We start from the raw sequence: 602 nt of genomic DNA, 5'->3' as shown, positions 1-602 counted from the left end.
AGTTGCAGCCCTTCGGCGAGATCAAGGATCGTGCGACCTTCGATCAGCGCGGCATAGGCGGCATCCGGTGTCAGGCTGTTGGTGACGCCACTGGTCGAAGCATTGGCGGCCCAGGCCGGCGATACCCGGCGACCGATGATGCGTTCGCCCTCGTCGGTCTGGAGCCGATAGACGCGGGCGGAGTCCTGCGGCAGGCGTTTCCAGATCGGCAGAAGCAGCCCTGTCACCATATGCAGGATGCTGTCGGTGAACTCCGGCACCTGGGCCAGTTCCGCCTTCCAGGCTGTGGTGAAGGCGGCACGGTCAGCCTCGATCCAATGGGTCTCGCCCATCGCCCGCACCGGAATGTTCATCGCTTCCATCGGCCGGATCAGCCGCACGCGCCTTTCGATCTCACCATCATCCAGCATGACGCTGGTGGTCGGGACCTGAACGGCAGAGCGACCGGATCGCTCGTTGATGAGCAATCTTGCGCGGGGATCATCCAGTTCCGCCAGGGCGGCATCGAGCGTAACCGGCTGATTGCGTTTGCGCTCGGTGTGCGTCAGGAGCCGGGTTTCCGCCCCGGTGCCGGGATGGGTGTGGATGACCTGCCGGTCTGT

Annotated in this window: 1 pseudogene; it reads right to left on the bottom strand. The window is 64.6% G+C overall.

The annotated features are described in order from the left end of the window. A pseudogene (locus HBA93_RS18010) lies at nucleotides 1-602 on the bottom strand (methylase); the annotation flags it as partial.

The organism is Ochrobactrum sp. SFR4 (assembly GCF_019730395.1).
Lineage (GTDB): Bacteria > Pseudomonadota > Alphaproteobacteria > Rhizobiales > Rhizobiaceae > Pseudochrobactrum.
The sequence above is the reverse complement of the archived record's forward strand: the minus strand, read 5'-3'. Positions and strand labels throughout refer to the sequence as shown.